This is a genomic window from Demequina lignilytica (assembly GCF_030418305.1).
In the GTDB taxonomy this organism is placed as follows: domain Bacteria; phylum Actinomycetota; class Actinomycetes; order Actinomycetales; family Demequinaceae; genus Demequina; species Demequina lignilytica.
Window position 1 is genome coordinate 48008 of record NZ_JAUHPX010000003.1, and the last position, 25855, is coordinate 73862.

The following is a 25855-nucleotide window of genomic DNA, read 5'->3' on the forward strand; positions in this document are numbered from 1 at the left end:
TTCCTCAACGAGGCTCGGTGCGCGGCGGGCTCGCCATTGCGCTTGATCGACACGTCGTGGTGCCGAGGTTGCCGAGAGATCATATCCCGGCGCTCCGCGCAAGTCCAAGGGGAATGTCCAAGATGCGGACAAGGCGTCCCGAACAGTGGTCAAACAGTGCGTGCGCGGGGGTCCGCCATCTCGACCACCCGGATGGTCGCGCCGGTCCGGCTCACGCGCTCCCCGCTGCCCTCGACCACCATGCCCAACGCCTGGTAGAAGGCGATGGCGCGAGGCTCGTCGGCCCGCACGAGGCAGGTGAGACCGGAGCGTCCGGCACCCAGCGCATCGTCCCTCAGCGCCTCGATCAACGCCCGCGCGACGCCTCGACCCCGCTGCCCGGGGTCCACCGCGAGCCTGCCGAAGTATCGGCTCCCGTCGGCAGCGTCCTGGTGCTTCACCATCGCCACCACCGTGCCGTCGCGGCGGGCCAGCGCGACGCGAACGCCGTCCTCACGCTCGGCGAGCAGGCTCGGCGCGGTCTCGAGCATCGCGCCCGACGGGGTGCCGGTGCGCGCATACTCGGCGAACGCCCGATGCATCACCGCGACGGCCGCCGGAAGATCCGCGGCCGGGGCGTCGAGGATCAGGTCGAGGCCCGCCGCGCTCACTCGGCTGCGGGCGCCTCGACGAGCGCGACCGGCACGCCCGCCTCGACCGTGCGCGACACCGTGCAGTGGCGCTCGTGCGAGGCGCGCAGAGCAGCGCCGACCCGCTTGCGCGCGGCATCGCCGTCCTCGCCCGCGGGGAAGGCCAGGTCGAACAGCACCTGGATGTTCTCGAGGATGTTGGCGCCGTCCTCGGTGACGTAGTCGGCCGTGGCGGTCACGTCGAAGCGCTCGGGCTCGGCGCGTCGCGAGGTCATCTTGTCGACGTCGATGCTCGAGCATCCGGCGATGGCGGCGAGCAGCAGCTCCACCGGGCTGAGGAGGCCCTCGCCGCGGCCGAAGCGCAGCTCGTGGCCCTTCGCGTTCGTCGCGATGTACACGCCCTCGGACTCGCGGGCGAGGGTGACGGTGCGGGGGGTGGCTTCACGGGTCATGCGTCGATCCTCGCATGGCGTGACGGCCTCGCCGGACGGGCCTCGGACGGTCGCGGCTACGTGCGCGCGAGCCCGATCGCATCCACCAGGGCGAGCGCCGCGGCGGACTGGTTGAACGTGATGATGTGGATGCCGGGCGCGCCCGCGTCGACGAGACCGCGCGACAGCGCGGCGGCGTGGGCGACGCCGACCGCGCGTGCGGCGTCCGCGTCGGGCGCCGCCTCCAGCTCCGCGAGCAGCGCGGGCGGGGTGGCGACCTCGGTCAGCTCCTCCGCGCGATGCGCGCGACGGCTGCTGACGAGCGGCATGACCTCCGGCACGATCGGCAGGTCGAGCCCGCGCGCGGCCGCGTCGGCCACCAGCCTCGCGTACTGCTCGACCTCGTAGAACACCTGGGTGATGGCGAAGTCTGCACCCGCGCGAACCTTCGCCTCGAGCACCTCGAGCCCGAGCCCGCGCGACCCCTCCTGGGCATGCTGCGCGGGGAACGCGGTCACGCCGATGCTGAGATCGCGGATCCCGTGAGCGCCGGCGACCTCGCGCAGCAGCGTCACCAGGTCCGACGCGTACAGGAGCCCCTCGGGGTGCGGCCGCCAGTCGGTCTGGCCCTGCGGCGGGTCGCCGCGGAGCGCGAGGAAGTCGCGGACGCCCTCGGCCAGGTAGTCCTCGATCACCCGCGTCAGCTCCGCGCGCGACTGCCCGACGCACGTGAGGTGGGCGAGCGGCGGCACCACGTGGTGCTCCGCGAGGCCCCGCACGACGGCGCGCGAGGTCGACTGCGTCGAGCCGGAGGCGCCGTAGGTGATCGAGATGAAGTCCGGACGCGTGGCCGTGAGGAGCCGCATGGTCTCCTCGAGGGTCGACTCCGCCGCAGGAGTGCGCGGAGGGAAGAGCTCGTACGACAGCGTCGGGCGACGCAGGGCGAGCAGGTCACGGATCGTCATGGCGGGCCTCACGATAACGCCTGCGTGCCGCACCCGCCATCCCCGATGTCCCCCGACGCCCGCGCACCGCTCGCCGTCCCGGCGGAGTCGTCGCGCCGCTCGCGGGCGTCGGACCCCCACGGCAGACTCGGCACATGAGCACCGACACCACCGCCCCGGTCCGCTGCTTCGGCACCGGTGATCCGCTGTACGAGGCGTACCACGACCACGAATGGGGGCGGCCGGTCCGGGGGGATGCGGCGCTGCTCGAGCGGATCGTGCTCGAGGGCGCGCAGTCGGGGCTGTCGTGGCTCACGATCCTGCGCAAGCGCGATGGCTACCGGGCCGCGTTCGCCGGGTTCGAGCCCGCCGCGGTGGCCGCGTACTCGGACGGGGATGTGGAGAGGCTGATGGCCGACCCGGGGATCGTCCGCAACCGCCGCAAGATCGAGTCCGCGATCACCAACGCGCGCGCGACCGTGGCCCTGCGGGAGGCGGGGGGATCGCTGACGGAGCTGTTCTGGTCGTTCGCGCCCGAGCCGCGCGGCACCCGGCTCTCCACCTGGGAGGACGTGCCCGCGGCGACCCCCGAGTCGATCGCTCTCGCGAAGGCGCTCAAGCGCGCAGGATTCGTGTTCGTCGGTCCCACCACGATGTACGCGGCCATGCAGGCGTGCGGCCTGGTCGACGACCATCTCGCGGACTGCGTGGCCGTGGACGCATGATTCGCGCGGACTTTTCCACCGCGTTGTCCACCGATGTGGGAAATGTCCGATTGATCCAGGGGCTTTGGTCCCGCGTGAGGAATCCTTGACGGCGGATCAGCAGTACGCGCGGCGATGACGCTCGATCGCGTCGAGCAGCAGCGCCTCGACGATGCGCTTGTCAGCGGGCAGCCACGGCACGTCGCGCCATGCCCCGGGCTCGAGCCAGCGCAGCTCGTCGTGATCCTCGAGCGGCCGCGGCTCGACCGGGGCCCCGTCCGCTCCGGGCAGGATCCGCGCCCACCACACGCGCATCACCAGGCGCTCGACGTCGGCGTCGCCGGGGCGCAGCATCCACACCGGCTCGTGACCGCAGGAGGCCTCGACCCCGTAGCCGTCGTCGGGTCCGACGATCTCGTCGCCGATCTCGACCTCGACGCCGAGCTCCTCACGCAGCTCACGGCGGAGCGCCGCCTCCGGGGTCTCTCCCCGCTCGACCTTGCCGCCGGCGAACTCCCACAGGCCGGCGAGCGCGGCCGGGGCGCACCGGCGCGCGGCGAGCAGCTGTCGCGGGGCGTCGAGCGAGTCCGTGATCGCCGCCGCGACCACGAGCCGCGTGTTGACGCCCATCGTCTACTCGATCGTCGCGGCGTAGGCCTCGGCGTCGAGGAGGTCGGTCGCGGACTCGGACAGCTCGACCTTGAAGATCCAGCCCTCGCCGTACGCGTCCGAGTTGATGGTCTCGGGAGAGGACTCGAGCGCCTCGTTCACCTGGGTGACGGTGCCGGACACCGGCGAGTAGAGCTCGCTGACGGCCTTGGTGGACTCCAGCTCGCCGCAGACCTCGCCGGCGACGACCGCGTCGCCCACGCGCGGCGCCTCGACGTAGACGATGTCGCCCAGGGCGGCCGCGGCGTGCTCCGTGATCCCCACCGTGACGACGGCACCGGCGTCGGGGTCGCCCGACACCCACTCGTGCTCGGCGGAGTACGCCAGCTCGTCGGGAACGTTCGTCATGGCCTGCACCTCTCTCGGAACGGATGGGGGTCCTGCGCCGCGCGGCGGGGCCTCGGGATGAGCCTACGAGTCTCGGCGGTAGAACGGTAGCGACGTGACCGTCATCGGCTCGCGCCGCCCCCGCACGTCCACCGCGACCTCGGTGCCGGGCTCGGCCATGGCGTGCGGGACGTAGGCCATCGCGATCGGCCGGCCCAACGTCGGCGACGGAGCCCCGGAGGTCACGACGCCGACCTGGTCGCCGGACTCGTCCACGATCGGGTACCCGGCGCGGGCGGCGCGCCGACCGTCGCCGACCAGGCCCACCAGGGTGCTCGCGGTCCCCTCGACCTTGGCCCGGAGCAGCGCGTCGTGGCCGACGAAGGGCCCGCGGGGGCGGGCCGCCGAGCCGAACACCACGATGCGCCCGAGACCGGCCTCGAACGGGGTCGTGTCGCGCGTCAGCTCCTGCCCGTAGAGGGGCATGCCGGCCTCGAGCCGGAGGGTGTCCCGCGCCGACAACCCGCACGGGATCAGGCCGTCGGACGCGCCGGTCTCCAACGCGAGGCGCCACACGGCGACCGCGTCGGCGGCGTTGACGAACAGCTCGAAGCCGTCCTCCCCGGTGTACCCGGTGCGGGCGGCGAAGGCGTGGATGTCGCCACGGAGCAGGACGTTCGCTGCCGAGTAGTACTTCATGGCGACGATGTCGTCGTCGCCGCGCGCGCACATCGCCGCGACGATCCGCTCGGCGCGCGGACCCTGCACGGCGATCAGGGCGATCTCCGCGGAGATGTCCTCGAGCCGTGCGTCGTAGTCGTCCAGGCGGGACTCCAGCTCGGCGACGACCACGTCCTTGTTCGCGGCGTTCGCCACGATCACGTAGTGGTCCCAGTCGCGGCGGTACACGATCAGGTCGTCGATCACGCCGCCGTCGGGCGTGCAGAGCATCGTGTACTTCGCGCCGCCGAGGGCGATCGCGGACATGCGGCCGACGAGCGCGTGGTCGAGGAAGTCCTCGGCGCCGTCGCCGTGCACCGCGATCTCGCCCATGTGCGAGAGGTCGAACAGGCCGGCCGCGGTGCGCACCGCGGTGTGCTCCGCGATGTCACCGGTGTACCGGACGGGCATCTCCCAGCCGGCGAACGGGACCAGGGTGGCGCCGAGCGCCACGTGCTCGTCGTGCAGCGGGGACCGGAGCGGAGCGTCTGCCATGGCTCCAGCGTAGACGCGCGGCGCCCGCGTCAGAGCAGGGCGACCGCGAGCGCGATCGCCGCGCCGATCGCCAGCACCGCGCCGCCGGTGAGGGCCGCGACCCGCCGCGCCCGGGTCCAGCGATCGTGGCGCTCACGATCGGCGCGCCCCTCCGGGGTGACGATGCCGGCACCGTCGGCGGCGGGCGTCCCGGGGGACGCGGCGATGGGCCGGGCGGCGTCCCCGGAGCCGTGGGGCACGGCGGTGCGAGGCGCGTAGGTGTCGCGGCGCCGGGCGGAGCTCGGTCCGTCCGTCTCGGGGGGGCGGGGGGCGAAGCGGGGCGCCTCGATCCGCTCCTCGGCCTCCCGGGCGGGCCCGCGGCTCGCGATACGCGTCTGATCGAGTCCGCGAGCCGCCAGACGGGTCGAGTCGTCCGCCTGGGTCGGCTCCTCGGCCACCTCCGCGGGTTCGGCGGGAGCGCCGTCGCGCGAGGCCGGCTCCTCGGCTTCTCCCCGACCGTCGGTCACGATGCCCGTCGCGTGCGTGGGGTCGTGTCGTCGTCCTCCGTCGCGACCGGCGGCCACTCGGGCCACGGCGCGGGGTCGGCGGCCGGGTCGGTCGCCCCGAGCGCGTCGGCGACGACGACCGTCACGTTGTCCCGGGCGGCCATCGCGAGCGCCGCGTCGACCAGGGCCTCCGCGCATGCCGCGGGGTCCCCGTGAAGCGCGGCGATGCGACCGATCACCGGGTCCTCGATCTCCTTCATGAGCCCGTCGCTGGCGATCACGAGGCGGCGGCCCGGCACGAGCCGCACCAGCCACGCGTCCATCTCGGGGTAGTCGTCCCCGATCGCGCGGGTCAGCAGGTTGCGGTCCGGATGGACGAGCGCCTGCGCCTCCGAGATGGTCCCGGAGTCGACCAGCTCCTGGACTCGCGAATGGTCGTGCGTCACCTGGGTCAGGACGCCGCCGTCGAGCGCGTACACCCGCGAGTCTCCGACGTTGATCACCATCCACCAGGGCTCGCCGGCGTGCGTGACCGCGATCGCGCCCGTGAGCGTCGCGCCGGCGTCACCGTGGAGGTCCTCGCACACCTGGGCGACGCCGCCGCGGGCCGCGAGGTGAGCCGCCGCCACCTCCTCGGGGGCGACGGGCTCGCCACCCGCGAGCGCGCGGAACGCGTGCACCGTCGCCTGAGCCGCCTCGGCACCGCCGATGTGGCCGCCCATCCCGTCGGCGACGATGAACACCGGCGCCTCCGCCACGAAGGCGTCCTCGTTGCGCTGGCGGCCGCCGACGGCGGTGCGTCCGGCGCCCCGGAACCGCGCGGGCGACTCCTGCGTCATGCGCCGTCCCTGCGCCTGAGCTCGAGCTCGACGTCGCCGAACGCGAGCCTGCCCTCGACGACGCGGGCCGCGCCTGGCTCGACCTGGCTCTCACCACCGTTCGCGTCGATCAGGTAGGTGCCGTTGGTCGACCCGAGGTCCTCGACCGTCCATCGTCCCTGGTCCAGCGCGAGCCGGGCATGCGACTTCGAGACCGTGCGGGTCGCGTCGTCGATGTCGAGGCGAGGGGTGCCGTCCAGCGGAGGGAAGCCGCCGGGCCGGCCCACCAGGACCGCCGGCGGGGTGAGCGGGTAGGCGCGCCCCTCCGCCGTCACCAGCTCCCACCGCTCACGGACCCGGGCGGCCACCTGAGTGCGATCGTCCTCCGCGGCATCGTCCTGCGCGGGTGCGTCCGCGGATGAGGCGGCCGCGCCGGCCATGCCCGGGAACGCCGCGCCGCCCGCCCACGCCGGCGAGCCGCCCTCGTCCGGCACCGGATCGAGCACGGTCGGGGGCGCCTCGGCGGCGCGGGGAGGTGCGGGAGGCGGCGGAGCGATCGGCTCCGCCGGGGGCAGAGCGATCCGGGCCGCGGCGGGGGACGATGCTGGCGTCGCCTCGCGCGGGACGTCGGCACCGGGGGCCGGGGCAGGAGCGGGGTCGGGCGACGGCGCGGGCACAGGCTCAGTCTCGGGCTCAGGCTCCGCCTCGGGCTCGACCGTCGGCTCCGGCTCGACGGCGACCGGGAGGGCGAACGACGGCACCATGCTGGGCGCGGCGGGCGGAGCGGCGGCGCCTCCACGCATGTACGGCGACACGGGGCCCGCGGGCGTGGCGTCGGGTCCGGGAAGCGCCGCCGGAGCGTCGGCCGGCGTGTCGGGCTCGACGGATGCGATGCCCTCGGTCCGCGCGTTTGCGACCGGCGCGGCGACGGGCAGGTCCTCGGTCGGCGGTGCGGGCAGCGGGGGCACCACCAGGAAGGTGGGCGTCACGGGGGCGGGCTCCTGCGCGGGAGGGGTGTCGGCCGGTGGCGCGAGATCGGCGAAGGGCGACCGTCGGACCGGCTGCGGCTCCTCGTCGACGTCGCGCGGGGCCAGGTCGGCGTAGGGCGAGCGTCGGACGGCGATCGGCACGGTGTCGGTCGGGACGGCGTCGGTCGGCGCCGCCTCGATCGGCGCATCGTCCGGGACCGGGCTCTCCTCCGCATCGTCGGGGCCTGGCGGCGCCACCGCCGGGAGCTCGGGCTCCGCCGCGACGTCGGGGTCCGCGGCGACACGCGATGCGACCAGCGGGATCGGGCCGGTCGCGGTCGAGGCGCCCGCGGGCCCCCAGCCGACGATCGCGCTCCACAGCCACGGCAGCAGCGCCCCGAGCACGGTGCAGCCCGCGGAAAGCGCGTGGTCGAGACCCAGCCGATGGATGTGGAGGATCCATAGGACCCAGGCGGCGAGCGCCGCCACGGACGCCACACCGAGGCCGCCGATCGCGAGGGCGTCGCCGGTCGCGGATCCCATCAGGATCCCGATGGCCGAGGCCGCTGCCCCGAGCGCCGCGACCACGCGCACGACGATGACGCCGGCCGTGCCTGACTGCGTGAGCGTCGCGACCTCCGCGTACCGCAGCACCGGGATCCACGCGCGTGACGGCCTGGCGCCGAACTTGCGGTACACCGCACCGAGCGTCAGCCCCATCCAGACGTAGCCCACCACGAACGCGACCGCGTAGCCGACGGCCGCGTAGAAGAGGGGCTCGGGGATCATCGAGGGCACGCTCCTTCGGTCGGGCGGGACGTCATCGGTGCGCCCCGGTCGACGGGGCCGGCGAGGGCCTCTCCGACCGTCCCAGCAGCGACCGCGTCGACAGCCGCGTGCCGAGCCTACGCCACCACGGTCGGCGGCTCCGCAGCTCCACGCGGTCGGCCTCGACCAGCGTCCAGGCACGGCGCGCATCGGCCTCGGACACGCCCCCGGAGGTGAACGTCGCCCGGTCGGCGATCGCGGCGATCTCCGCGCCGTGCGCGGTCGCGAGCACGAGCGCGGCCTCGTGACGGGTGGCCCGCGCCGCGGGGGGCTGGCCCGCGTCGCGGGCGCCGTCGACGTACTCCTCCCACCCCCCTTCCGCGACCTGGGCGGGCGTCCCGCGTCGCCGGCGTCCGCGGCGCGCCGCCTTGGCGATCAGGATCGCGGCGGGGACCGCGAGGAGGAGCAGGAGCACCCCCGCCAGGACCGCCGCGGTGCGGGCCCAGCCCGACAGCCACGCTCCGCCACCGCCGACCAGCGCCGGATTGTCGGCGGACCGGCCTTTGAGCGCCGCCACCGCCTCGATGTCCTGAGCGCGTCGGGGATCCGTGGCGGTCGGGTGCTCCGGATCGCGCTGCTCGACCGTGCTCGCGTCCGGGGCGACCGTGTGCTGAGGTGTGACGTCAACGGCGAGCCACTCCCCGGAGGCCGCCCGCACCTCGACCCACGCCGACAGGTTGCCGCCGCGGCAGACCCCGCCCTCGCACGGCGGCGGCGTCCAGCCCTCAGCGTCGGTCGCCTGGAGGCGGAAGCCGAGCACGACGCGTGCGGGGAAGCCGAGCTCGGCCGCGACGAGCGCGGCGGCGGCGGCGAACTGCTCGTCGTCGCCGACGGCTGCGACCAGCGTGGCGTCCGCGCCGGCGCCCACCTCGTCCTCGCGGGCGTTGAGGGCGGTGAACATGCGGTCGATGCGGTCGTACGAGTGGCCCGCCGCCGCGGGGACGAGCTCGTAGTCGTCGAGCGAGGCCGTCCAGCCCTGGGTCCCCTCGGCGCCGAGGGAGTGGCTGAGGTACCCGCGGGCCCGCAGCGACTGGAGGAGCTGCGCCAGCCCGGAGGCGTCCCGGGTCGCATCCTGGGCGTCCACCCAGTCGCGCAGCGAGTCGGGGATGAGGTCCGTCGAGATCGAGGCGCGTCCCGGCGACGCCCCGGCCTGCGCGAGGGGCGTCGACGGGCCGTTCGCCGCGGTCGCGATGATCACGTCGCCGGCGGCGATCCCCCCGTCGGCGGTCACGACCGCGGCGCCCGCCTCCGCCGCGTAGTAGAACGTGTCGGTGAGCGCGGCCGCCCTCGGCCCGTCGAAGGCCACCGACCCGAGCAGTCCCGGCACGGGCGCCCAGGGGCCGCCGAGACCCGCCACGGTGATGCGCGCGGTCGAGACGTCGCCCGAGACCGCGAGCGGGGAGGGCAGGTGACGGAACCGGAGAGGCGAGTAGCCCGCCGGGGCGGACGCCGAGAACGTGCGCCCGTCGTAGAACGGCAGCGTCGCGACGCGGATGCGCGCGGGGTCGCCGGACTCCACCACCACCGACAGGAGCTCCGCGTTGAAGGACTCGTCGGCGAACGAGACCCGGTAGGCCGCGAGGGGTGAGGCCGTCGCGTCGACCACGAGCCGGGGCTCGATCAGCGTCCGCGCGACCTCGCGCGGCTGGCCCGCGGAGACCGGTCCCGCGAGCGTGACCGCGACGACCACGGCGACGGCGGCAAGCGCGGCGGCGGTCGCGGCGCGACCCGCGGCGCGCAGCCTCGCCCGTCCGGCCCGCGCCTGGCCGGCTCGTCCCGCCGCCGCCAGCGCGGCTCGACGCTCCGCCGCGGCCCGTGAGCGGAACCAGGCGAGCGTCGTGGCGAGGCCCGTGAGACCGATGCCCGCGGCGCTCCACACGCCGTCGGGATCGAGCGCGGTGAGCGCGGGCGGCCACGGGAGCGGCACCCGGCTGGCCGGCCCCACGGCGATCGCCCCCATCAGCATCGCCGCCGCGACCACCGCGGCGAGGCCCCAGCGACGGCTCGAGCCCGCGCCGAGCCGCACGATCGCGTAGGTGCCGAGGACGACCAGGGCGAGCGGCGGCACCAGGGTCGCGCCGTACTCGCCCAGCGGCGTCGGCAGCGTCACCACGTCCTTCCACCCCGTCACCGGACCGAGCGCCGTCTCCCGCAGGGCCCGCATCCAGGCGTCGGCGGCGTCGGGCACACCCGGGATCGCGAGGGCGAGGGCGGTCGCGACGTACCCGGCGACGAGCACGGCGACCGACGCCGCCCGCCGCCGCGGCGCGAGCGCCAGCAGCCCAGCCGTGATCCCGACCGCGGTCCCGGCCGCCATCACGGCGTCGAAGCGGAGCGTGCCCCACACCCCGCGCAGGGAGGCCCACACGAGCACGGCCGTCGCGACCGCGTACAAGACCGTGGCGACCCGGTGCGTGGGCGGCGCGAGGGAGGCGGGCTCGGTCATCGGCGCGCGGCCCCCCGGGACAGGAGCGTGCGGAGGTCGTCCAGGATGCCCAGGCTGACCACCGGGACGCCCGCGAGGGTGCGGCTGGCCGGCTCCGCCGCGGGGTCGCACACGACGGCGCCGACGCTCGCCCCGAGGGGGAGGTGCAGGGCCGCCGCCCGGAGCTGCGCGCGCGGCAGACGCGACCCCGTGACGAGGATCGCGAGCGCGGTGCCGCTGTCCGTCTCGCCCAGCATGCGCGTCACGGTCGGCAGGTCGACGGTCGTGTCGCTGGCCTCGACGCCGGACAGGTCGTCGAGCAGCGCCCGCGGCGACGTCACGCGCAGGTGCCGCAGGGCGCGCAGGGACGCGCGGGCGAAGCCGGGCACCTCGCCGCCGACGACCGCCTCGACGTCGCGGCCGTCGCGGAGCGCCCGCACCCCGAGCGAGCCGGCCGCGCTGATGGCGAGCTCGACCTCCTCGTCGTCGGCGTACGACGCGCGGTCCAGGTCGAGCACCACGGTGAGCAGCGACCGACGCGTCTCCTCGAACTGCCTCACCATGAGCGTGCCGGTGCGCGCGGTCGACGCCCAATGGATGTGACGACGCGCGTCGCCGCGCTCGTACGGGCGCACCGCATGGAACGAGATGTCCTCGGTGGTGAGCGTGCGGACGGGGTCGCCCTCGAGGTCGCGCACCCATCCGAGCGAGGTGGACGGCACGGCGACCGTCCGCGGATGCACGTAGAGGGTGCGTCGCTCCTCCCAGACGCGGTGCCGCTCGAGGAGCCGGAGCGGGTCGTAGCGGGTGGTCACGGCCGGGCCCACGGAGACGATGCCGCGCCGCAGCGCGGGCACCTCGACGGGCTCGACGTGCTCGGCACCGCCGCGCAGGTACGGCACCTCCACCTCGACGAGCCCGTCGCCGACGGGCAGGTCCACCCGCCCGGGCAGGGCGGCGCGCTGCTGCGGGTTGTCGACCACCAGCCTCGCCTCGGCGCGCTCCCCCGCGACCACCGCGTCGCGGTCGAGCAGCAGCCGGACGCGGTACGGGACGGACCCGATGAGGAACGGCGCGGCGGTCGCGAGCAGCACGGCACCCGCGATCGCGGCGACCCAGGCCTCCTCCCACCCCAGGACGGTCGCGAGCACGAGGCCGCCGACGGTCCACGCGGCCACCGCCCAGCCGGCGGGGGTCACCACCGCGCGCAGGCCGCCCGCCACCGTGCTCGCCGCCGACGCGAGCCCCGCACCTGCGCGCGCCAGGGCGAGCCGCGCGCCGATCACGCGCGCGTGCGGCGCGTCCGTCCGCTCCGTGCGGGTGCCGGTCGTGTTCCTGGTCCGCGTGCTCCCCGCAGGGACCTGGTCGCGCGTGCGGGTGCGGCTCACGTGAGGTCCCGGGGGCTGGGTGGCGCGACGTCGAGCAGGACCTGGCCGATCACGGCGCCCTGCGTCACGCCGTCGAACTCGGCCTCGGGGTCGAGGATCAGGCGGTGCGCGAGCACCACCTCGGCGAGGCTCTTCACGTCGTCCGGAAGCACGTACGCGCGTCCGTGCGCCAGCGCCCAGCTCCGGCAGGCGCGCGCGAGCGCGAGGGCTCCCCGGACCGACGCGCCGAGCCGCACCTGCGTGGCGGAACGCGTGGCGTCGACCAGGCGCAGGATGTAGTCGGAGATCAGCGCGTGCTGCTCGACCTCGTGCGTGAGCGACGTCATGGTGCGGATCGCGTCGAGCTCGGCGATCGCGGGCACCTCCACCCGCGTGGCGCGCGCCGGGTCCAGGATCCGCATCGCCGAGGCGTGATCCGGGTAGCCGAGGGACGTGCGCATGAGGAACCGGTCGAGCTGAGCCTCGGGCAGGCTGTAGGTGCCGGCCTGCTCGATCGGGTTCTGCGTCGCGACCACCATGAACGGCGCCTCCACCGGTCGCGTGACGCCGTCGACCGTGACCTGGCGCTCCTCCATCACCTCGAGCAGCGCGGACTGGGTCTTGGGCGACGCGCGGTTCACCTCGTCGGCGAGCACCACGTTCGCGAACACCGGCCCGTGATGGAACTCGAAGACCCCGCGGGCCTGGTCGAACACGCTGATGCCGGTGACGTCGCCGGGCAGCAGGTCGGGCGTGAACTGGAGCCGGGAGCTGGTCCCGCGGACCGTCTCCGCGAGCGCGCGGGCGAGGGAGGTCTTGCCCGTGCCGGGAACGTCCTCGAGCAGCAGATGCCCCTCCGAGATCATCGCGGTGACGGCGAGCTCGACCACGTGCCGCTTGCCGACGACCGCGCGCTCGACGTTCTCGACCAGCTTGCGGAACGTCGACTCGAACCAGACGGTGTGCTCGGACGTCAGTGCCATGGTGCCTCCTGAGGGACGGTGCGGTGCCGGGTGATGATCACGATGATGCCTCCGCGGGCGCGCCGTCACAGGTGACCGGCGCGCTGGTCCACGGCGCCATGCCGGCGAGCGCGCCGACGAAGGTCGCGGTGACGGTGACCGATCGCATCTCCGACGGGTCGGTCGTCGGCGCGCCCGCGCCGTCGAGCATCGCGTAGACGAGGCCGACGTCCGCGGGGCTGGCGCCCAGGACGGCGGCGGGCTCCTCGCCGACGGTGCAGGACGGCAGCGCCACGGTGGGCCGGTACGGGGGCCCGGACTCGGCTGTCACGGCGGTGGTCTGCTCCGAGCACCGGCGGTCGCCGCCCGCGAGGTCGATGCACCAGTACGCGATCACCTCGACCGGTCGCCCGGCGGCGAGCACGCCCCCGAAGGTCTCGGACTCGACGCCGTCGGAGCCGCGGTACATGAGCACCGCGCCGCGCGCGCCGAGCGCGCGCCACTGGGGATCGCGGAGCAGCGCCGTGGAGCAGCTGCTGCCCGTCCCCACGCAGGCCGAGTCCGCCTGGTAGCCGCGCTCGAGCACGGGAGCGCCCGGGTCGGTGAAGGCGGTGACGGTCACCGATGCGTCGGGTGCCCGGCCATACACGTCGCCGTCGAACCGGCTCTCCGCGCACACCGTGACGGTGGTGACGGAGTTCTCGGCGACCGCGACCCGCAGGTCCACGCTGCCGGTGCCGTCGGGTACCTCCGTGTCCGCGCGGCAGGTGCCGGACACGGCCGTCCCGACCCAGGTCGCGGCGCCCGCGCCGCCGGCACGCGTCGCCACGGTGATGACGGCCTCCGCAGCGCCGTCCGCGGCGGTCGCCGTCGCGGACGCGATGGTCGGGCGGCCGATGCCGTGGGCGGTGAAGGTCGTGGCGGCTCCGCTCGCCTGGGCCCCGGGCGGCGGCTCGATGCCGCTGACCGGGGTCAGCGTCACGGTGACGGGCTCGTTCGACCCGACCGCGACCGCCGCGAACGTCTGCTCGCCGGGGCCCCGCACCTCGAGGGACTGGGACGTGGTGCCCGACTCGAGGCGCACCTCGCCCGGTGCGGGATCGCCCACGTCCAGCACCAGGTCGATGCGGCCGCCGTCGCCGCTCGTGACCGTCGGGCTCCACAACACGACGGTCACGGGCTCCGGCGCGGTGTACGACCACGCGACCGCCGTGGCCGCGGTCCGCGACCGCCCCACGGCGTTGACGGCATGGACCGCGTACGTGTGTCGATCGCCGTCAGCGAGGCCGGAGATCGGGGTGCAGGTGCCCGACGGGGTGCACGTCGCGACGCGCACGCCGCCCTCGAGGACGTCGAAGCCGGTGAGCGCCGGGTGTGCCCGTGCGGCCGCGCCGGGTTGCACCGCCAACGTCAGCGTGCCCGGCCCGTACGCCTCCTGCGTCACGCCCGCGGGGGCGGCGGGGAAGCCCTGCAGGTCCAGCGTGAGGGATCCGGCGCGCTCGGCGGAGCTGACGCGGCCCTGCGCGTCGCGCACCGCGAACACGGCCTCGCACTCCCCTCCCGGCGCATCGTCGGTCCACGTCGCCCGGATCGCGGTGGTGCCCTCCAGCGCGAGCTCGACTTCAGTGCAGGCGCCCGCCGGGGTCACCGACACCACCTCGAGCGCGGTGTCGGGGAGCGGGTTGACCTCGCCGCCGACGCCGACCACGTCGAAGACGCACGAGCCCCCGGCCGCCTGCGAGCAGCTCACGGACACCGTGCCGCCCTTCGGCAGCTCGGACGGCGCGGGGCCCACCACGAGCGACAGCACCCGGGTCCCGGCATCGGGATAGGCGGGGAGGGAGACGGTCACCGCCTCCGTCCGGCCGGGCTGGGCATCGTCGCGCGCGCGCACCGTGACGGTGTCGCGGGCCCGGGTCACCACGAACAGCTGGCCGCCGTAGGACGACTCGATCCGCACCGCGGGCGCGGCGGCACCGGTCGGCCAGCGCACCAGCGCCGAGAGGTCGAAGGTCGCCGTGCCGCCAGGGGACACCTCGAGCGAGCCCGCCTCGAGCATCGGTTGCGGGTCCTCCGGCACCACGGACACGGGGATCGGGAGCACGGTCCAGTCCGTCTGGCCCGCCAGCCGGACCGCGACCAGGCAGGTGTCCGCGTACGGCGCGCCCCGGCCCGCCACGTACCTCACGCGCATGCCGCCGGCCGCCTCGCAGCGTGCCTGGTCCCGGGAGCCCCCCGCATGCGTCTGGTCGGCGTCGATCTGCAGGTCTCCCGAGGCGGGCACCGCCACCAGCGCGGACACGTCGGCCGAGGCCTCACCCGCCTCGTCGACGGTGATCCCGGCGCCGTCGCGCAGGGTGAGGCGCAGGTCGTCGAGGCCCGGCACGCGCAGGAACCCGTACGAGACGGCCTCGGCGCCCGTGAAGTCGGCGCCGCGCACCTCGAACGGGATGATCCGGGTCCGATCGGGCAGCGGGCCGGAGATCCGCGAGCCGTCGACCGTGGCCCCCGGCACGTCCCCCCACAGCGTGACGGTGAGCGCGCCGGCGTCGCCGCTCGCCCACGCGACGGTGCCGTCGAGCACGTCGACGCCGTCGACGAACTTCGCACGCGTGTCCGCGGTGAGCACCGTGTCCGCGATCACGGGGACGTCGCTGACCGGCTCGCGCACGGTCTTGAGCACGATCCTGCCCTGCGAGGTGGATCCGGTGGCGTTCCGCGCCGAGTACAGGAAGGTGTAGGTGCCCGGCTGGTCGGTGACGACGAAGGCCACCTCGCCCGACTCGAGCGCCTCGTCCTCCACCAGCGCGGCGAGGAGCGCCTCCTCCACCGAGCCCGCGACGGCGTCGGGCCGCACGTCGAGCAGCTCGAGCTCGCCTCCGGTGAGATCGACGTCGTTGGCCAGCGGCGTCACCACCACGCGGCGGCCCTCGCTCGCCTGCACCTGGACGAAGTCGGTGTACGTCACCGGGGCAGGGTCCGCGTCGCTCGCGACCACGCCGATCCGCGCCGTGGCGGTCGCGCCCAGGCCGCGCTCGTCGACGACGCCGTACGTGAGCTCGTCCTGTCCGGAGTAGCCGGGCACGCTGGTGTACACGATCGCCGAGCCGTCGGAGCTCACGCGGGCGGAGCCGTGCAGGGGCTGCTGCAGCACGGCGTCCAGCACCACCCGGTCCCCGTCGGGGTCGAGGCCGGTGCCGTCGAACGGGATCCGCACCTCCTCGCCCGAGGCCACCCGGCCGCTGAGCTCGCGGGGTGCCGGCGCCCCGTTGTCGTCACCGGCGGTCACGGTGACGGTGAGCACCGCATCGTCGCGCTGCGCGGGGTGGCCGAGGATGTACGCGCTGTAGGGGATCCGGTAGGTCCCCGCGGACGTCGGCGCGAGGATCCGCACCACCGGCCCGGCCGCGAACGCGAGGCCGCCGCCCTCGGGGGCGACGACGGAGTCCGGGTCGAGCGCCACGACGGCGCCGGCGGCGGCCACGTCGCCGTCGAGCACCCTGACGTCGACCTGCCCGCCCGCCCGCACCGTGATCGCGTCGTCGGTGGCGAGCGGCGGCGCCGGGATCGACTCGTCGAGCAGCACCACGGTGACCTCGCCGCGCACGGTGGTCGCGGCCCGCCCGGACCCGTCCGACACGGTGTAGCGCACCACCCCGATGGTGCCGGCCTGCCCGTCGCCCGTGGTGCCCGACAGGCGGAGCGCGCCGTGGCCCACCACCTGCGCCTGCAGCCGTCCGCCGTCGACCGGCTCGACCGAGGCGTCGGAGAGCAGCAGCACGCGGCCAGCGGGGTTGTCGACCGCCTCGAGCACGTCGACCGTCACGTCCTCGTGGGGGCGCACGAACGCGGTCAGCGGGACGGTCGCGAGCGATTCGTCCTCGAGCGCGATCGCGTCGACCCGCACGGTTCCGCGCGCCTGCTGCGTGCCGTCCGCGAGCGTCACGTCGACCAGGTGGTCGCCCGGCTCCTGCGCGGTGACGACGATCCCCGCGCCCGACGGCAGGACCTCGACGGTCGCCCCCTCGCCGGGGTCCGCGCTCGCCTCGAGCACCTGCACCGTCCCCCGGGAGCCCGTCACCCGCGCCGCGAGGTCGACCGTGGTGCGGACACCCTCGACCGCGCGGACCGTGACGGGCTCCAGGCTCAGCCGCGGCTCCCCGACCACCGCGACCCGCAGCCGTCGCTCGGCGGACGCGCCGCGGGCGTCGGTGACCGTCACCTCGACGTCGATGGTCGCGCCCGTCGAGGCTCCCGCCCTGACCACGAGCGTCCCCTCGGGCGACGCCGCCACGGACGCGCCCTCGGACGCCGTGGTCGCGCCGCTGACGTAGAGCGGATCGCCCTCGGGGTCGACCCACCCCTCGAGCACGTCGACCGCGACGGTGCCGCCGGGCGCGACCTGCGGCGCGGGCCACTCGCGGACGCAACCGGGCACGCCGCACCACGCCGGCGCGCCCTGGTCGCGGTCGCCCACGATGGTGAGCAGCACGGTCGCGGGCTCGGAGCGGAGACCGTCCTCGGCCGTGCCGTCCGTCACCGCGTACTGGACGGTCACCGAGCCGGAGGCGCCCGCGGCCACGGTGGCGACCAGGGCCTGACCGTCCTCCGCGACGGCGATCCCGACGGCATCCGGATCGGAGATCGCGATCGACCCGGGGTCGATCGTGAGGACGTCGCGGTTCGCGTCGTGGTCGTTGAGCAGCACCGGCAGGCGGGTCTGGCGGCCCGCGCGGGCACCGAGGGAGTCGTCCTCCGCGACGGGCGGCCGGGGCTCCCGGACCTCGGTCGCGACCTCCTGGTCCGCGCCGGACGGCGCGTCGACGTCCTCGGGCTCCCAGTCCTGGGAGGAGGCGATCAGGGCACCCGACGGCGCCTCCCACACCCATCCGGAGCGCTCCTCGTTGACGATCACCCGATCGCCGTTGGCGCGCAGCACGGGCTCCCGGCGCTCGGCGAGCGTCGCGCCCGCGTAGTCGAGGGGCACCGACGGCCCCGCCGAGCTCCACAGCGTGCCGTCCCCGGTCCCGGCCGGGAGCCAGGCCGCGTACACGACGCCGTCGACCTCGACCGGTGCGGCCGGCGCTCCCGCCTCGGCTCCCTGGTCCCCGAAGACGCGTCTCGCCTCGCCGTCGGCGGCCACGCGGACGAGCCCCGAGGCGTCGGCCAGGTAGATCTCGGCCCCGCTGGTCGCCGTCTGGATCCGAGCCGTCGGACGGACGCCCGTCGCGACCGCGGCGTCCTCGCCCTGGCGCCAGAGCTGTCCCGACGCCGCGTCGAGCAGCGCCCACCGTCCCGCGGCCAGGGTCAGCTGGAAATCGCCGTCCTCGAGCAGGCCCGGGACGGGGTCGGTGGCGGTCACGGTGCCGTCGGCACCCGCCGTCACCACCACGCCTCTGGCCAGGGAGAACGCGGCGACGACGCCGCCCGCGTCCGCGGCGATCGCGTCCGCGCGGAGGCCGCGGTCGCCGCCGAGCTCCGCGTCGGCGAGGACCTCGACGGGGTCGACCGCGGTGCCGTCGGAGAGCCTGCCCACGAGCACGTCGCCCTCGGCGGCGAGGTAGGCGACGACGTCGCCGGCCGCGGCCACGGCGCTGGTGCCGGACGGCGTGGGCGCGGCGCCCGCGGTCCCCGCCGCCACGTCGGACGGCCGGCCCGCGTCGAGCACGGTCGCCGATGACAGCGCGGCCGAGAGGACCATGAGCGCGTCGCCGTCCTGGACCAGGGCGGAGGGCGAGTCGACATCCTTGACGGTGTCGACCTCGCCCACCTCGGTGTTCACGTGGGCGAAGCGCTGCCCGTCCCCGGTCTGGAGGGCCCACACACCCGTCACCGCGGTGGCGGCCTCGCGCTCGTCGAACCCGGGGGCGACCACGACGCCGACGGCGGCGACGACGGCGAGGATGCCGGCGGCGGAGCGGCCGGCCCGGCGCCGCCGGGCCGACGTGGTCCGATCGAGCACGGCCACCTAGCGTCCCGCCAGGATCAGGACCGCCGCGGCCCCTCCGCCGAGCACGGCGACGCCGGCCGCGGACCAGCCGACCGTTCGCGCGCGGGACCAGCCGCGGCCCTCGTCGGCGTCGAGGGAGGAGTCCGTCCGGGAGCCCTCGCCGCGGGCGCGGCGGCGGCCGTCCACCGCGACGGTCGCCTGCCGCGGGAGCCGCTCGACCACGGGCGTCTCGTCGGTGGCCCGGGTCGCCTCGACCCAGGCGTCGCCTGGGATCTCGAGCGGCGTGACCGGCCCTCCGAGCGACCGCTGGACCTCCTGCAGCGCCTCCGCGACCTCGCGCGCCGACCCGAAGCGGTCGCCCGGCAGGCGGCGCATCCCTCCGGCGAGCACGCGTTCGAGAGCGTCCGGCACGTCGGCGCGGCCCGTGGGCCGGTAGCGCGCCTTCACGATCCTCGCGCGGAGCTGGTCCGCGTCGAGGCGGCGCCCCGGCTCGGCGAACGGGCTGTGCCCGGCGAGCAGCGTGTACAGCGTCGCCGCGATCGACCAGACGTCCGTGGCGACCGTCCCCGAGCTCGAGCCGTCCACCACCTCCGGCGCGCTCCAGGGAGGCGACAGCGCGACGTCGTCACCCCTGCCGGTGGTGACGGCGGTCGCGACGCCGAAGTCGGCGAGCACCGGGTGGCCGAAGGCGGTGACCAGGATGTTCGAGGGCTTGATGTCGCGGTGCAGCATGCCGATCCGGTGGGCGGCCTCGACGGCGGAGCCGAGGTGGACGCCGATGTCGAGCACCTCCGCCACCGGGATCACCTGCGAGCGGTAGCGGTTGGCGAGCGAGCCCGGGCAGTACTCCGCCACCATGTACGGCCGACCGTCGGCGGACACGGAGGCCTCGTGCAGCGTGAGGATCGACGGGTGCGCGCTCAGCGCGGCCATCACGTCGGCCTCGGCCGCGAGCGCGTGGAGCGCGGCGTCGCCCGGACGCCTGTGCAGCACCTTGACCGCCACCTGCCGCCGCGGCATGTCCTGCTGGTACAGGAACACGTCCGCGAAGCCGCCCTGCCCCAGCGGCCGGAGGTGGGTGTAGCCGGGAAGCACCGGCGGCCGGAGCGTGGTGTCGCGGGGCATCGCGCGCCTCAGGACCCCGCGACCGCGGTCGCGGCTCGGGGTCCCGCTGCCCGCACCGTCACGCCTGGTACTCCTCCAGCGGCGGGCAGGCGCAGACCAGGTTGCGGTCGCCGTGCGCGTTGTCGATGCGCGCCACAGGCGACCAGTACTTGTCCTGGCGAAGTCCGGCGACGGGGAACGCGGCCTGCTCGCGCGGGTACGCGCGGTCCCACGAGTCGCTCACGACCGCGTCCGCGGTGTGCGGGGCGTGCCGCAGGGCGGACGCCTCGGCCGCGATCTCGCCGCGCTCGACCGCGGCGATCTCCTCCCGGATCACCAGCATCGCCTCGATGAACCGCTCGATCTCGGCCAGGTCCTCCGACTCGGTCGGCTCGACCATGAGGGTGCCCGCGACGGGGAAGGACATGGTGGGCGCGTGGATCCCGAAGTCGATCAGTCGCTTCGCGATGTCCTCCGCCGTGATGCCGGTCGCCTTGGTCAGCGGCCGGATGTCGAGGATGCATTCGTGCGCCACCAGGCCGCCGGGGCCGCGGAACAGCACCGGGTAGCTCGCGTCGAGCCGGGCCGCCACGTAGTTCGCGGCCAGCACCGCGGTCTGCGTGGCGCGGGTGAGGCCCTCGTGGCCCATCATCGCGATGTACGCCCAGGAGATCGCGAGGATGCCGGCGGAGCCGTAGGGCGCGGCCGAGACCGGCGCCCCCTCGCGGGCGAGCTCGCCCGGCGTCTGCACGGCCGCGAGCGAGCGCGGCAGGAACGGCACCAGGTGCTCCGCCACCGCGACCGGACCCACGCCGGGACCGCCGCCGCCGTGCGGGATGCAGAACGTCTTGTGGAGGTTGAGATGGGACACGTCGCCGCCGAAGTGTCCGGGCTTGGCAAGCCCGACCAGGGCGTTCAGGTTGGCGCCGTCGATGTAGACCTGGCCGCCCGCCTCGTGCACCGCCGCGCAGACCTCGCCCACGTGCTCCTCGTACACACCGTGCGTGGAGGGGTAGGTGATCATGATGCAGCTGACTCGGCCCTCGTGGGCGGCGAGCTTGCTCCGCAGGTCCTCGAGGTCGACCTCGCCGTCGGGCGCCGTGGCGACCACCACCACGCGCATCCCGACCAGGACGGCGGAGGCGGCGTTGGTGCCGTGCGCCGATGCGGGGATGAGGCAGACGTCGCGCTGGTCGTCCCCGCGCGAGCGGTGGTACTCGCGGATCGCGTGCAGGCCCGCGTACTCGCCGCGCGAGCCCGCGTTGGGCTGGACGGAGACGGCCGCGTAGCCGGTGATGTCCGCGAGCCAGCCCTCGAGCTGGGAGATCATCTCGCGGTAGCCCGCGGTCTGGTCGGCGGGCGCGAAGGGATGGATCTGCGCGAAGCCCGGCCAGCTGACGGGGGCCATCTCGACCGCGGCGTTGAGCTTCATGGTGCAGGAGCCGAGCGGGATCATGGTGCGGTCCAGCGCGAGGTCGCGATCGGCGAGGCGGCGCATGTACCGCATCAGCGACGTCTCCGACCGGTGAGCGCTGAAGATCGGGTGCGTGAGGTACTCCGAGGTGCGGCGCAGCCCGATCGGGATGGTCACGGTCGGCCCGGTGTACACGGGCCACGGGAGCTCGCGGTCGAGCACGGCGGAGAGGACGTCGGACAGGATCCGGGTGGTCGTGACCTCGTCGCAGGCGATCGCGACGGAGTCGGCGTCGAGCTTGCGGACGTTGATGCCCTGGGCCGCGATGCGCGCGACCACGGAGTCGGCACCGCGGGGCACCTCGATCACGACGGTGTCGAAGAAGTGCTCGTGGCGCACCTTCACGCCCTTGGCGCGGAGCGCGTCCGCGAGCGTCGACGCCATGGTGTGCACGCGCAGCGCGATCTCTCGCAGCCCCTCGGGACCGTGGTGGATCGCGTAGAAGCTGGAGATGATCGCGAGCAGCGCCTGCGCGGTGCAGATGTTGGAGGTCGCCTTGTCTCGGCGGATGTGCTGCTCGCGGGTCTGGAGGGCGAGCCGGTAGGCGCGACGGCCCTCGGCGTCGACGGAGACGCCCACGAGACGCCCGGGCAGCTGGCGCTCGAGGCCCTCGCGCACCGCCATGTACGCGGCGTGGGGGCCGCCGAAGAACAGGGGGACGCCGAACCGCTGCGTCGACCCGACGGCGATGTCGGCACCGAGCTCGCCGGGCGCCTTGATCACGCACAGGGAGAGGATGTCGGCGGCGACCGTCACGAGTCCGCCCACCGCGTGCGCCGCCTCGATCAGGGGCCGGATCTCCCGCACCACCCCGGACTGTCCGGGCTGCTGGACGACCAGCCCCACGAGGTCCTCGGGGGCGGTCCACGACCCGTCCAGGACGGCGACCTCGAGGGGGAGGCCGATCGCCTCCGCCTGCGCGCGCACCACCTCGACGGTCTGCGGGAGGCACTCGGCGTCGAGGACGATCCTCCCGCCCTCCTTGCCCCGCACCGCGCGGCGCATGAGCAGCATCGCCTCGGACACGGCGGTCGCCTCGTCGAGGAGCGACGCGCCTGCCACGGGCAGGGCCGTGAGGTCGGCGACCATCGTCTGGAAGTTCAGCATGGCCTCGAGCCGGCCCTGCGAGATCTCGGCCTGATACGGCGTGTACGCGGTGTACCAGGCGGGATTCTCGAGCACGTTGCGCCGGATCACCATCGGCGTGACGGTGTCGTGGTAGCCCTGACCGATCATCGACACCTGCACGGTGTTGCGTCGCGCGAGGCGCTGCAGCGCCGCCAGCACCTCGTGCTCGGACTTCGGCGGCGGGAGCACCAGCACGTCGTCCTTGCGGATCGAGGCGGGGACGGCCGCGTCCACCAGCGCGGCGAGCGACGGCTGGCCCACGGCGGACAGCATCGTCTCGATCGAGTCGGGGTCGGGGCCGATGTGGCGGTCGGAGAACGAGGTCACCGGCCCATTGTGTCGCATCGGTGCGCGGCCGGGCAGGAAGCGTGCCGAAGTCCACAGCGACAGGCCGGACGATGCGGGTCACGGGTCCGCGCGACGGCCCCGGAGGTCACCTCTCGCGGCGGGCGCCGATCGCGAGGCCCGCCCCCAGCCCGATCACGTCGGCGAGGGTCATGAACAGACGGCTGACCAGCGCGATGCTGAGCGCCTGGGCGGGCGCGACCACGCCGCCGAGCGCGAGGACCAGCGCGGCCTCGCGGGCGCCGGCGCCGGCGGGCGCGATCACCACCACGAAGCCGACGATCCACGCGAAGGCGAAGGCCCCGCAGGCGAGCGCGACCGACGTGCCCGGCGCGACCTGGTCCAGCAGCAGCCACGCGTGAAGGCCCAGCGCGAGCCACTGGACCACCGCGAAGGCGACGGACGCCGCGAGCGCGCGCCCGCCGATCCGGGCCGGGGCCTCGTCGCGCCGGGTGATCCGGAACGCGACGCCGACGACGCGGTGCAGCAGCGGGGGGACCAGCACCGCGGACATCGCGAGCACCGCGAGCACCGCCCACCAGTACGCCGCGAGGGCGTCCGGGCGGGACAGCACCAGGCCCGCGACGCCCACGATCCCGGCGGTCACCGCGCCCACGATCATCGCGACGATCGCCCCGGTCATCGACCGGGCACGCGACACCCCGTGGTCGCGGGCGAGCTCCGCCTGCGCGAGCACCGGCCACACCGAGCCGGGCACGTACTTGCCCATCTGCGACATCAGGAACACGCGAGCGGCCGGCTCGACGGGCACGTCGAGGCCCACCGACCTCATGACCGCGCGCCACGAGAGCATCGACAGGCCCAGGGCGACCACGGCGGCGGCGAGGGACGCTGCCACCGCGGGCCACGACATCGTCCTCACCGTCGCGACCACCTCGTCCCACGAGGCGGCCACCGCCCACGCCATCAGCGCCGTCGCGAGGGCCAGGAAGCCCCATCTCAGGGCGTTCCTCATGCGTCGCGCATCCACGCCCACTGCGAGGCGATGCCCTCGGCGAGCGGCACGCTCGCCTGCCAGTCGAGCGCCTCGTGAGCGAGCGAGACGTCGAGCCAGGTCGACGCCGCGTCGGCCGCCCGGCCGGGGAGGCGCTCGACGGTGACGCGCTCGGGCCCGACCACGTACTCGACCAGCTCCAGCAGGTCGATCAGATGGGTGGGGCGGCCCGAGCCGATGTTGAGCACCGCGGGCGCGTCGGGACGCTCCGCCACCCGCGCCACGGCCTCCGTCACGTCGTCGATGTGCACGTAGTCGCGCTCCACCTCGCCGTCGCCGACGATCCGCACGGGAGCTCCCGCGAGCACCGCCCGCATCCAGATCGCCAGGACGCCCTGACCGTTCGCGCCGCTCTGGCCCGGCCCGTACACGTTGGACAACCGCAGCGACGTCGACGGCGCGTGGGCGCGCGCCAGGATCCGCTCCTGCTCGAGCTTGAGCGCGCCGTAGGCGTTCGAGGGGTGCACCGGCCCGTCCTCACGGTACGGCGGCAGCTCCGGATGGCCGTAGACGGCGCCGCCCGAGGACAGCAGGACGATGCGCGGCGGGAGGTCCCGATCCATGGCCGCGGCGACGAACGTGTCGAAGGTCTCGAGCTCGCGCTCGACCAAGTCGGGACGCTCGTGCGCGACCGCGGGGCCGACGCCCCCGGCGGCCCACACGAGGACCCGCGCGGAGGCCGCCTCGGCCGCGAGCGCACCCGCCTCGAGGACAGGATGGTCCCTCGTAAACCCGGAGACCCTGAGACCCCGGGCGCGGAGGTCGCGGAGGATCGCACCCCCGAGGAAGCCGGCCGAGCCGACCACCCCCGCGTCATACACTGTGCTCACCGACACCGTCCTCCAGAAGTGGGCTTCATCCTATGGGCAGACCTCGCGTCCTCGTGCTGACGTCGACGCTCCCGGCCCGACGCGGGGACGGCACCCCGCCCTTCGTGGAGGATCTGTCGCGGGAGCTGGCGCGCGACTTCGACGTGCGGATCCTGGCGCCGGCCGTGCCGGGCGGGCCGGCCCTCGAGACGCTCGACGCACACCTGGACGTCGTGCGCTACCGGTACTTCCCCTCCCGCTGGGAGGACGTGGCCGACGGCGCGATCCTGGAGAACGTGCGGGCACGGCGCTCACGCGCGCTGCAGGTGCCGTTGCTGGTCGGCGGTCTCGCCCGCGCCCTGCGGCGGGAGCTGCGCACGTCGCCGCCGGCGGCCATCCATGCGCACTGGGTGGTGCCGCAGGGCATCGTCTGCCACCGGCTCGCCCCCGCCGTGCCGACCGTCGTGACCACGCTGGGCGGCGACCTGTACGCGCTGCGCCAGCGCGCGATCGTCGCGCAGAAGTCCGCCGTGCTGAGGGCCGCGGCGGCGGTGACGGTGATGAACCGCGACATGCGGGAGACCGCCATCGAGCTCGGCGCGGCGCCCGCGGCCACCCACGTGATGCCGATGGGCGCACGCTTCGCCGAGCGCGACATCGCGCGGACCCCGGCGCCAGGACCGGCGAGCCGCCGCCATCCCGCGCGGGTGCTCGCGGTCGGCCGGCTCGTCGAGAAGAAGGGCTTCGACGTCCTGCTCGCGGCGCTGCGGCTCACCAGCGCGCCGGTCGAGCTGACCCTGGTCGGCGACGGCCCCGACCGCACCCGGCTCGAGGGGCTCGCCGAGGGCCTGCCGGTCACGTTCCGCGGCAAGCTCACCCGGGCGGAGCTCGACGCCGCCTACGGCGAGGCCGACATCGCCGTGGTGCCGTCCCGTGCCGCCGCCTCGGGCGACCAGGACGGCCTGCCGGTCGCGATGCTGGAGGCGATGGGCGCGGGGCTGCCGGTGGTCGCGTCCGCGCTGCCGGGGATCGACGAGGCGATCGAGGCGGGCCGCAGCGGGGTGCTCGTGCCGCCCGGCGACGCGGGCGCTCTCGCGCGCAGCCTCACCGTGCTCGCCGAGGACCCCGAGCTGCGCGCCGCCCTCGGCGACGGCGCGCGGGAGCGTGCCGCGCGGTACTCGATCGAGAGCGTCGGCGAGGGCTACCGCGACCTGCTGCACCGGGTCATCGCGGACTCGCCGCGGTGACCGCGGCGGGC

19 protein-coding genes are annotated in these 25855 nt (G+C 75.2%); 2 read left to right on the forward strand and 17 right to left on the reverse strand.

The window, feature by feature from the left end; translation table 11 throughout:
- Nucleotides 1-149: 149 nt before the first annotated feature.
- Genes QQX10_RS05620 through QQX10_RS05630 form a run of 3 tightly spaced genes read right to left on the reverse strand, consistent with a single transcriptional unit; the run spans nucleotide 150 to nucleotide 2025 of the window.
- Nucleotides 150-650, reverse strand: coding sequence for a GNAT family N-acetyltransferase (locus tag QQX10_RS05620; protein ID WP_301118982.1), 501 nt, complete (start codon nucleotides 648-650; stop codon nucleotides 150-152).
- The gene (locus QQX10_RS05625; RefSeq protein ID WP_301118983.1) at nucleotides 647-1081 is read right to left on the reverse strand and encodes an OsmC family protein; all 435 of its coding nucleotides are present in this window, start codon (nucleotides 1079-1081) and stop codon (nucleotides 647-649) included. Before QQX10_RS05625 ends, QQX10_RS05620 begins: the two co-directional genes overlap by 4 nt.
- A 56-nt stretch (nucleotides 1082-1137) precedes the next feature.
- Nucleotides 1138-2025, reverse strand: a complete 888-nt coding sequence (locus QQX10_RS05630) for a methylenetetrahydrofolate reductase (RefSeq protein WP_301118984.1) — start codon at nucleotides 2023-2025, stop codon at nucleotides 1138-1140.
- Nucleotides 2026-2159: 134 nt separating this feature from the next.
- On the opposite strand from QQX10_RS05630, the gene QQX10_RS05635 reads away from it, so the two are divergent.
- Nucleotides 2160-2729, forward strand: a complete 570-nt coding sequence (locus QQX10_RS05635) for a DNA-3-methyladenine glycosylase I (RefSeq protein WP_301118985.1) — start codon at nucleotides 2160-2162, stop codon at nucleotides 2727-2729.
- Between the two features lie 96 nt (nucleotides 2730-2825).
- Here the strand turns inward: QQX10_RS05635 and QQX10_RS05640 are convergent, their stop codons facing one another.
- The 14 genes from QQX10_RS05640 to QQX10_RS05705 all read right to left on the reverse strand — a co-directional run bounded on the left by QQX10_RS05640 (nucleotide 2826) and on the right by QQX10_RS05705 (nucleotide 24618).
- Nucleotides 2826-3338, reverse strand: a complete 513-nt coding sequence (locus QQX10_RS05640; RefSeq protein ID WP_301118986.1) for a (deoxy)nucleoside triphosphate pyrophosphohydrolase — start codon at nucleotides 3336-3338, stop codon at nucleotides 2826-2828.
- Between the two features lie 3 nt (nucleotides 3339-3341).
- On the reverse strand, nucleotides 3342-3725 hold the full coding sequence (gene gcvH, locus QQX10_RS05645) for a glycine cleavage system protein GcvH (protein WP_301118987.1): 384 nt from the start codon (nucleotides 3723-3725) through the stop codon (nucleotides 3342-3344).
- A 63-nt stretch (nucleotides 3726-3788) separates the two neighbouring features.
- Nucleotides 3789-4919 (reverse strand): glycine cleavage system aminomethyltransferase GcvT, encoded by a 1131-nt coding sequence (gene gcvT, locus QQX10_RS05650; RefSeq protein ID WP_301118988.1) that lies wholly within the window; start codon nucleotides 4917-4919, stop codon nucleotides 3789-3791.
- Between the two features lie 29 nt (nucleotides 4920-4948).
- Entirely contained in the window at nucleotides 4949-5425 is a 477-nt protein-coding gene (locus QQX10_RS05655) for a hypothetical protein (protein WP_301118989.1), read from the reverse strand.
- A complete protein-coding gene (locus QQX10_RS05660; RefSeq protein WP_301118990.1) occupies nucleotides 5422-6243 on the reverse strand; it encodes a PP2C family protein-serine/threonine phosphatase in 822 nt (273 codons plus the stop codon). Before QQX10_RS05660 ends, QQX10_RS05655 begins: the two co-directional genes overlap by 4 nt.
- A complete protein-coding gene (locus QQX10_RS05665) occupies nucleotides 6240-7979 on the reverse strand; it encodes an FHA domain-containing protein (RefSeq protein ID WP_301118991.1) in 1740 nt (579 codons plus the stop codon). Before QQX10_RS05665 ends, QQX10_RS05660 begins: the two co-directional genes overlap by 4 nt.
- Nucleotides 7980-8010: 31 nt before the next feature.
- A complete protein-coding gene (locus tag QQX10_RS05670) occupies nucleotides 8011-10464 on the reverse strand; it encodes a transglutaminase domain-containing protein (protein WP_301118992.1) in 2454 nt (817 codons plus the stop codon).
- Entirely contained in the window at nucleotides 10461-11831 is a 1371-nt protein-coding gene (locus QQX10_RS05675; RefSeq protein WP_301118993.1) for a DUF58 domain-containing protein, read from the reverse strand. The genes QQX10_RS05670 and QQX10_RS05675 overlap by 4 nt, the downstream gene beginning before the upstream one ends.
- Nucleotides 11828-12793 (reverse strand): AAA family ATPase, encoded by a 966-nt coding sequence (locus QQX10_RS05680; RefSeq protein WP_301118994.1) that lies wholly within the window; start codon nucleotides 12791-12793, stop codon nucleotides 11828-11830. Before QQX10_RS05680 ends, QQX10_RS05675 begins: the two co-directional genes overlap by 4 nt.
- Nucleotides 12794-12830: 37 nt before the next feature.
- On the reverse strand, nucleotides 12831-18734 hold the full coding sequence (locus QQX10_RS05685) for an Ig-like domain-containing protein (RefSeq protein ID WP_301118995.1): 5904 nt from the start codon (nucleotides 18732-18734) through the stop codon (nucleotides 12831-12833).
- 6 nt (nucleotides 18735-18740) lie between these two features.
- Nucleotides 18741-19847 carry a serine/threonine-protein kinase gene (locus tag QQX10_RS05690; protein WP_301118996.1) on the reverse strand — a complete coding sequence of 369 codons (1107 nt, stop codon included), beginning with the start codon at nucleotides 19845-19847 and terminating at the stop codon, nucleotides 18741-18743.
- Nucleotides 19848-19905: 58 nt separating this feature from the next.
- Nucleotides 19906-22773: an aminomethyl-transferring glycine dehydrogenase gene (gene gcvP / locus QQX10_RS05695; protein WP_301118997.1), complete on the reverse strand. Its 2868-nt coding sequence runs from the start codon at nucleotides 22771-22773 to the stop codon at nucleotides 19906-19908.
- An 88-nt stretch (nucleotides 22774-22861) separates the two neighbouring features.
- Complete coding sequence (locus QQX10_RS05700) at nucleotides 22862-23749, reverse strand: lysylphosphatidylglycerol synthase domain-containing protein (RefSeq protein WP_301118998.1); 888 nt, start codon at nucleotides 23747-23749, stop codon at nucleotides 22862-22864.
- Entirely contained in the window at nucleotides 23746-24618 is an 873-nt protein-coding gene (locus QQX10_RS05705; RefSeq protein WP_301118999.1) for an NAD-dependent epimerase/dehydratase family protein, read from the reverse strand. Before QQX10_RS05705 ends, QQX10_RS05700 begins: the two co-directional genes overlap by 4 nt.
- Nucleotides 24619-24650: 32 nt before the next feature.
- Here QQX10_RS05705 and QQX10_RS05710 point away from each other — a divergent pair, with 32 nt between their 5' ends.
- A complete protein-coding gene (locus QQX10_RS05710; protein WP_301119000.1) occupies nucleotides 24651-25844 on the forward strand; it encodes a glycosyltransferase in 1194 nt (397 codons plus the stop codon).
- Nucleotides 25845-25855: the final 11 nt, after the last annotated feature.